Annotated in this window: 5 protein-coding genes; 3 read left to right on the top strand and 2 right to left on the bottom strand. The window is 52.6% G+C overall.

Going from position 1 to position 6,549, the window contains the following annotated elements; translation table 11 throughout:
- Positions 1 to 864 precede the first annotated feature (864 nt).
- Both hisD and yjeM read left to right on the top strand, forming a co-directional pair.
- Positions 865 to 2,151 (top strand): histidinol dehydrogenase, encoded by a 1,287-nt coding sequence (gene hisD / locus LPA02S_RS10265; protein ID WP_056956343.1) that lies wholly within the window; start codon positions 865 to 867, stop codon positions 2,149 to 2,151.
- 27 nt (positions 2,152 to 2,178) lie between these two features.
- Positions 2,179 to 3,696 carry a glutamate/gamma-aminobutyrate family transporter YjeM gene (yjeM, locus tag LPA02S_RS10260; RefSeq protein WP_054649489.1) on the top strand — a complete coding sequence of 506 codons (1,518 nt, stop codon included), beginning with the start codon at positions 2,179 to 2,181 and terminating at the stop codon, positions 3,694 to 3,696.
- A 69-nt stretch (positions 3,697 to 3,765) separates the two neighbouring features.
- On the opposite strand, the gene LPA02S_RS10255 is transcribed toward yjeM, so the two are convergent.
- The gene (locus LPA02S_RS10255; protein WP_056956344.1) at positions 3,766 to 4,650 is read right to left on the bottom strand and encodes a helix-turn-helix domain-containing protein; all 885 of its coding nucleotides are present in this window, start codon (positions 4,648 to 4,650) and stop codon (positions 3,766 to 3,768) included.
- A gap of 170 nt (positions 4,651 to 4,820) precedes the next feature.
- Between LPA02S_RS10255 and LPA02S_RS10250 the strand changes: the two genes are divergently transcribed.
- Complete coding sequence (locus LPA02S_RS10250; RefSeq protein WP_054649493.1) at positions 4,821 to 6,032, top strand: MFS transporter; 1,212 nt, start codon at positions 4,821 to 4,823, stop codon at positions 6,030 to 6,032.
- Between the two features lie 108 nt (positions 6,033 to 6,140).
- Here LPA02S_RS10250 and LPA02S_RS11745 read toward each other — a convergent pair whose 3' ends face one another.
- On the bottom strand, positions 6,141 to 6,311 hold the full coding sequence (locus LPA02S_RS11745) for a hypothetical protein (RefSeq protein WP_169798390.1): 171 nt from the start codon (positions 6,309 to 6,311) through the stop codon (positions 6,141 to 6,143).
- Positions 6,312 to 6,549: the final 238 nt, after the last annotated feature.

The following is a 6,549-nucleotide window of genomic DNA, read 5'->3' as shown; positions in this document are numbered from 1 at the left end:
GGAGCACCCCACGAAAGCCGCAGCTCACCGGGCCGGCCAACGCCGCCGTTCACCACACTGCTATGGGCTTCAACTGATCAACCAACATTGCATGGTGCAATACTAGCAGGTTGGCGGTCTGATCGTAGTGGATATCATGTTATTTTATGCATTTACAGTTGACAGAGTCCGATGGTGGTTGTAAATTAGCCTTAAATTAAAAGCAAGTTAAAGGTTTTGACCGGACCAGTAACCGTATCCTAATCTCAGCGAGTCGCCGTTTGGTGTAAGGGCGATGTTAGGGAGCGGTGAATCACACCCGGAATATACTGACCGGCTGAGCGGTGCACACCGTTAGGCTGATACGCTCGGAGCGTTACCACGGTTGCCTTCACCTGTTCTCGTGCAAACGACGACTAGCGTGTTGGCAACATGAGGTTGACGCTGTGAGGCGTTGACGAACCGGGGTGGGACCGCGAATTGAATCGTCCCCGAGTAAGCATCGATTGTGATGTTTGCTCGGGGGCGATTCTTTTTTTTACGCAGAGAGTTAGCGCTTTAGCGCTTACTCTCTGCTACTCGGAGGCTTCGCGCAGCTAAGCCGAGAGACTGTAGTCCAATACCACACGGAGGTCAGAACGAGAACAGTGAAAGATATCCACTACCTCGCTTTAGCGCTTACTCTCTGCTACTCGGAGGCTTCGCGCGGCTAAGCCGAGAGACTGTAGTCCGATACCACAAGGAGGTCAGAGCGAGGATGGTCACAGATACCATCTTCTCCCACTAACTTTCAGAGGGATCACTCCCAATGCCTCACAGCAACCATCCGCCTCATCCGCTCAAAACCCAACTACTTGCACACACAAACATACAGGAGGAACCACCATGAAAATCATCCAAACTACTATCCCCGCAACCATCGACTACGTCACGAAGCGCAGCGCCAGCGCTGCCAGCAACCCAGAAGTCGACGCGGCCGTCGCCAAGATTATCGCCAACGTCCGCGCAAACGGCGACCAAGCAGTCCGTGACTACGAAAAGCAGTTCGACAACATCGAACTCTCCGACCTCCGCGTACCCCAGTCCGAGCTCGATGATGCCTACGCCGCAGCCGACCCGCAGCTCATCGACGCCCTTGAGTTGGCCAAGCGGAACATCACCAGCTACCACACCAAGGAAAAGCAGTTCGGCTTTGTCGACGCCGAGCAGCCCGGCGTCATGCGTGGTGAGCGAATCACGCCACTTGCCGCGGTCGGCGTCTACGTGCCCGGTGGTACCGCCGCCTACCCGTCCTCCATCCTGATGAACGTGCTACCGGCCAAAATCGCTGGTGTTAAGCGCATCGTCCTGGTCACCCCACCACACCATGATGGCCTCAACTCCGCGGTGCTCACCGCCGCCAAGATTGCCGGCGTCGACGAGGTGTACCAAGTTGGCGGGTCTCAAGCAATTGCCGCGCTGGCTTACGGCACGGAAACCATCCCCCAGGTCGACAAAATTACTGGTCCCGGCAACATCTTTGTCGCCACCGCCAAGAAAATGGTGTTTGGCCAGGTCAGCATAGACATGATTGCGGGCCCATCCGAGATTGGCGTCATCGCGGATGATAACGCAGATCCCGAGAACGTCGCCGCAGATCTACTGTCGCAGGCGGAACACGACCGGCTGTCGCGGCCAATGCTGGTCACCCCCAGCGCCGACTTTGCTCAAGCGGTCTCCGACGCCGTTGACCGCCAGCTCACCACGCTGCCGCGCGCCGAAATTGCCAGCGCGGCCGTGAACAACCAAGGCTTCATCGCCGTGGTTCCCGACATCCCGTCCGCCTTCACCGTGATGAACGCCATTGCCCCCGAACACCTGGAGGTCCAGTTGCCCGACGCCGCACAGTACCTCAGCCTCATCCAAAACGCGGGTTCAGTATTCCTCGGCTTCGCCGCCTCGGAGCCAGTCGGCGATTACGTGGCCGGGCCAAACCACATTCTGCCCACCGGCGGCACGTCCCGGTTCTTCTCCGCGCTGGGCGTGGCCGACTTCATGAAGCGCACCCAGTTCATTACGTATTCCAAAGACGCCCTGGCCCGCGAAGCCAAGGCCATCACGACCCTCGCCCGTACGGAGGGTCTCGAGGCCCACGCCCGCGCGGTTGAATCGCGCTTCCGTAACGACCAGTAAGCAACCACCCACAGGAGGGCCGTGCCCATGAGTAAAACTAAAACCGTTTCCTTCATCGCCGTCATGTTGATGATCTTCACCTCCGCCTTTGCGTTCGATAATACCTCCATCGCCTACTACACCATGGGCTTCTCGGGGATTATCTGGTACGTGCTGGCCGCGCTGCTGTTCTTCGTCCCGTCGTCACTGATGTTCGCGGAGTACGGCGCCACGCTCCACAACGACCAGGGTGGCGTGTATAGCTGGCTCAAAGCCGGACTGGGCGCCAAGTGGGCATTCATCGGCGGCTTTGTCTGGCTGGCCTCGTGGGTCATCCTCATCGTGTCCACCGTCTCCAAAATTTGGATCATGCTTGCCACCACGCTCACGGGACGCGATACCACCAACACGTGGTCCATTTTCGGGCTGAACTCCACGGCCACCATCGGCATCATGAGCATCATCTTCTTCCTAGTGGTCACGTTCATCGCAACGCGTGGACTGGGCAAAGTCGCGAAGCTAGCCGGAATCGGTGGCCTGGCCGCCCTGGCGTTAACCGCCGTCTTTGCCATCGTCAGCCTCATCCTCCTAGCCAAAAACGGCTTCCAGTTTGCGGAACCCGTCACTGCACAGAGTATGTTGCACTCACCGCGCTCCGGTTACCAAAGCCCCGCGCAGATGCTGTCGTTCATCATCTTTGCCGTCTACGCCTTTGCCGGCATTGAGGCACTGGGTAGCGTCTCTGACCGGATGCGTAACGCCCGGCGTAACTTCCCGCGCGCCATGGTGGCCGGTGCTGTGGCCATCACTTTGATTTACGCCGTCCTCATCCTGTTGTGGGGCGCGTCCAGCAACTGGCAATCCATGTTCAAGGGCACCAGCGCCAACCTGGGTAACACGACGTACGTACTGATGAGCAACCTCGGCCTGGTCTTCGGCAAGGCGTTCGGCCTGGGCGCAGCCGCTAGTCAGGGACTGAGTTTCTGGTTCGCCCGGCTGTCCGCATTCGCTATGTTGCTGAGCTACTTTGGCTCCTTCTTCGTGATTGTGTACATGCCGATCAAATCGTTCGTGCTGGGCACCCCACGGCGACTGTGGCCCGGCAAGATGGCGTCGCTCAACGCTAACGACATGCCCGCCAACGCCATGTGGTTTCAGGCGATTGTGGTCTGCGTACTGATTGCGCTCACTTCGTTTGGCGGCCGGACGGCGGAGGGATTTTATAACGTCCTCACCCTGATGGACAACATTAGCTCCACGGTGCCGTACTTGTTCCTCGTCACCGCCTTTCCGTTCTTCAAGGGCCGAACGGATCTGGAGCGGCCGTTCGTCATTTTCAAACGACCAACCACCTACTGGCTAGTGACGGCTGCCGTTGACATACTGCTATTGGCCGGAGTGATTTCGACGGTCATCGACAGCCTGAGTAGTGGCGCCTACTGGGACCTGTTCCTCGAAATTGTGGGCCCCATCCTCTTCGGCCTGATTGGCCTCACGCTCTACAAGATCTACACCCGCATCGTCACCCGCGAAACGGCAACCACAACCGACGTCAGCCAGGTTTAACGCAGGGCTGGCAACGGTACACAAAAGGGCACCAACCAAGTGAAGGTTGGTGCCCTCTTTGTGTTGCGGTTAACTAATTTTCAGCCTAGTTCGAAGTCCTACTACTTCATCATCAGTCAAAAAATGGTCCAGATATGACAGTTCATGGTGTAGAACCGTCGTCGCATCAATCAGTTTGCATGTAAACAATGACCGGTACAAGCTTTCCAGACCATCAGTGACATTCCCGGTACAGTACAAGACCAATCCCCGCAAATTAAGTAGCTTCATCCGTTCATAAAATTGTCGTGGGTGATCGATCAGTTTCTCAAACATTTCTAGCATTGGCACTGCCTCATCCGCACGTCGCTGCTCACAACAATAGCAGATTGCATTATTGAGTACACGAGTGTAGCTAGAAATGTTATCGGTGTTCAGATAGTTATATTCCTCCCCCTTTTGGAACATCAGTTTAGACAGGGAAACCACATTATCGATTGGTAGCATCATCAGCGTATTACCAAATAAATATAGCTCAAAGGACGTCCAATTCGCGACAGACGAGAGGTAGTGGATCACCGTATTAATCTCCGCTTTTGATAAAGGGATTCCAGTAAGGCTACCAATCAGTGCCTTCATCATAATGCTATACAGCTTGTGGTAAGTCGGCGTTAAGTCTTGATTCGTCTCAATTTCCTGCTGGATTTTCTCAAGGCCACCAATGTCCTCATGTAGATAGCACTGACTAATCCGGTTAGAAATGTTCTTCTTGTAGGCGTTGTTGATGTAGACAAACTCTGACCAGGTAACGTTGATGCGCTCAAGCAACTGATTTAAGTTTTGAACTGAGATGTCGTATTGTCCACGTTCAAATCGGGATAGAAACGACGTTGTCACAATCCCCTTGCCGACCGCGTCAAGCGACAAATGCTTGCTTTTTCTGAGCAGTCTAAAGGTTCCACCGATATTTTCCATTTTAATCAGCCTTTTTTGTTGTATACGTAAATTTATGTTTTCACGCTAATTTTAACAGTTAATATATGAGCATGGAAAGCAGGTATTTAACTTCATGCTTAACAGTGAAGACTCACACGTAGACGTGAGTTGGTCCAAACATCCTAACTACGCCGCTTGTGGAGGTCCGAATGAGAATAAATAGAAATTTCACCCTGATCTGGTGTAGCTTTCTAATCTCCCAGATTGGTGATTGGATGTTAAAAATTGCGTTACCACTACTCGTATACGCTAAAACACAGTCGGCGGCCCAGATGGCCTCCATATACGGGGTATCATTTCTTCCGTGGTTATTCTTCTCTCTTGTCGGTGGTTTATTGGCGGATCGTGGCAACAAGCAGACCATCCTGGTCGTGGGCAACCTCATTTCATTTGTTGCCGTGTTCATTATGCTCGTGGCCTTTGAAATTCCAGCCACACCACTTTTGTTAATTTACGTGTTGGTATTTATGCAGTCATCTATTGACCCATTAACTCACCCGTCGTTTCAGAGCATTCTACCCAAGGTGGTCCATGACGATAAAATCGTAACCGCTAACACCGATATTCAGCTGATTGACAACACACTAACGCTCATCGGACCATTACTTGGTGGTGCATTAGCAGCTCTACTCAATCCACGAGTCGCGATTATAGTTGATGCGATATCTTTCTTAATCGCCGGAATTTTCGTCATCGCGCTTCGATACAAAGTCCCTACCCACATCCAAGCTACTCAGAATATTCTTCAGGATATACGTGAAGGTTTTGCATACGCGTACTCCGACAAAATAGTGTGGAACGGTGCCGTCCTCTTTTTCTTCACCAACTTTGCCACTAATCTGTTTGAAGCTAATTTTATGTTCTTCATTACTAAGACACTTGGATACTCGTCGTTCCTCGCCGGTATTACGATTGCCATTTCGGGTATTGGAGCGCTTGCCGGTGGCATCGTGGCCCCGATTATCAACCGTCACTATTCTACCGGTAGAATTATCACATCAACCACCGTACTGGCCGGAATTGCGTTGATGCTGATGTTCTTTGCGCATAACTTTATTATGGTTGGCTTGTTATACGCTGTGGCCAACCTTTGCAGCAATATCAACGTCATCACATACTTCTCACTACGGCAGAAAATTGTGCCTGATCGAATTCTGGGACGCGTAGTCAGCGTCACCCGCATGATTTCCTATGTTTCAATCCCACTAGGTGCATTCTTCGGAGGCATCCTAGTTGATAAAGGCGTATCGTTATTCGTCGTCTTTCTGCTGGCCGGGATTATTCGGTTCGTTATCGGTGCATACGGATCAAGCACACCACTGGGCAAATCCGGATCATCGGCGACTGAAAAGACAAAATAAAAGCACCAAAAAAGAGGCATTACCGTACTGACTCATTACGGTAATGCCCTCTTCGCGTCCCACGCGTCCGGGATGACACGTGCAACATATTCTAGTGGGTCGCTTATATTACCAACTACGGAGCGGAAATGCCCCGAAGGCACCCAACACAAGACCGATAAACGAACCCACAGCAAACCCGACCGGTACGTTGTGGATTAGTCCACCAATCGCTAAACCCAAGACCTGACCTAACCCAATACCTACAAGCAGTGACGTGTCATGATTACGCTTTTCCATAAAACCACCGCCCTTCTTACGCCCAAATAATAACAGGTGTTAACCGAAAATGCAAGCGTTTTCTAAGCGGCAGGTTATGCTTCCCTCTGATGGGGCCGAGCCGCTGTTCCCTGCGATGACTGTAGGACGTAGTTTTTTCACATTTCAAACGTCATTGTCGCTTAAAATGACGTTTGAAACGTGAGACAAAGCATTCATAAATTCGTGTACAAGTGTGGTTATGGCCGGTGGGGGTGCC

Origin of the sequence: Lacticaseibacillus pantheris DSM 15945 = JCM 12539 = NBRC 106106 (assembly GCF_001591865.1) — a bacterium.
GTDB classification, from domain to species: Bacteria; Bacillota; Bacilli; order Lactobacillales; family Lactobacillaceae; genus Lacticaseibacillus; species Lacticaseibacillus pantheris.
Note: the sequence above shows the minus strand (reverse complement) of the source record. Positions and strands in the feature narration are given on the sequence as shown.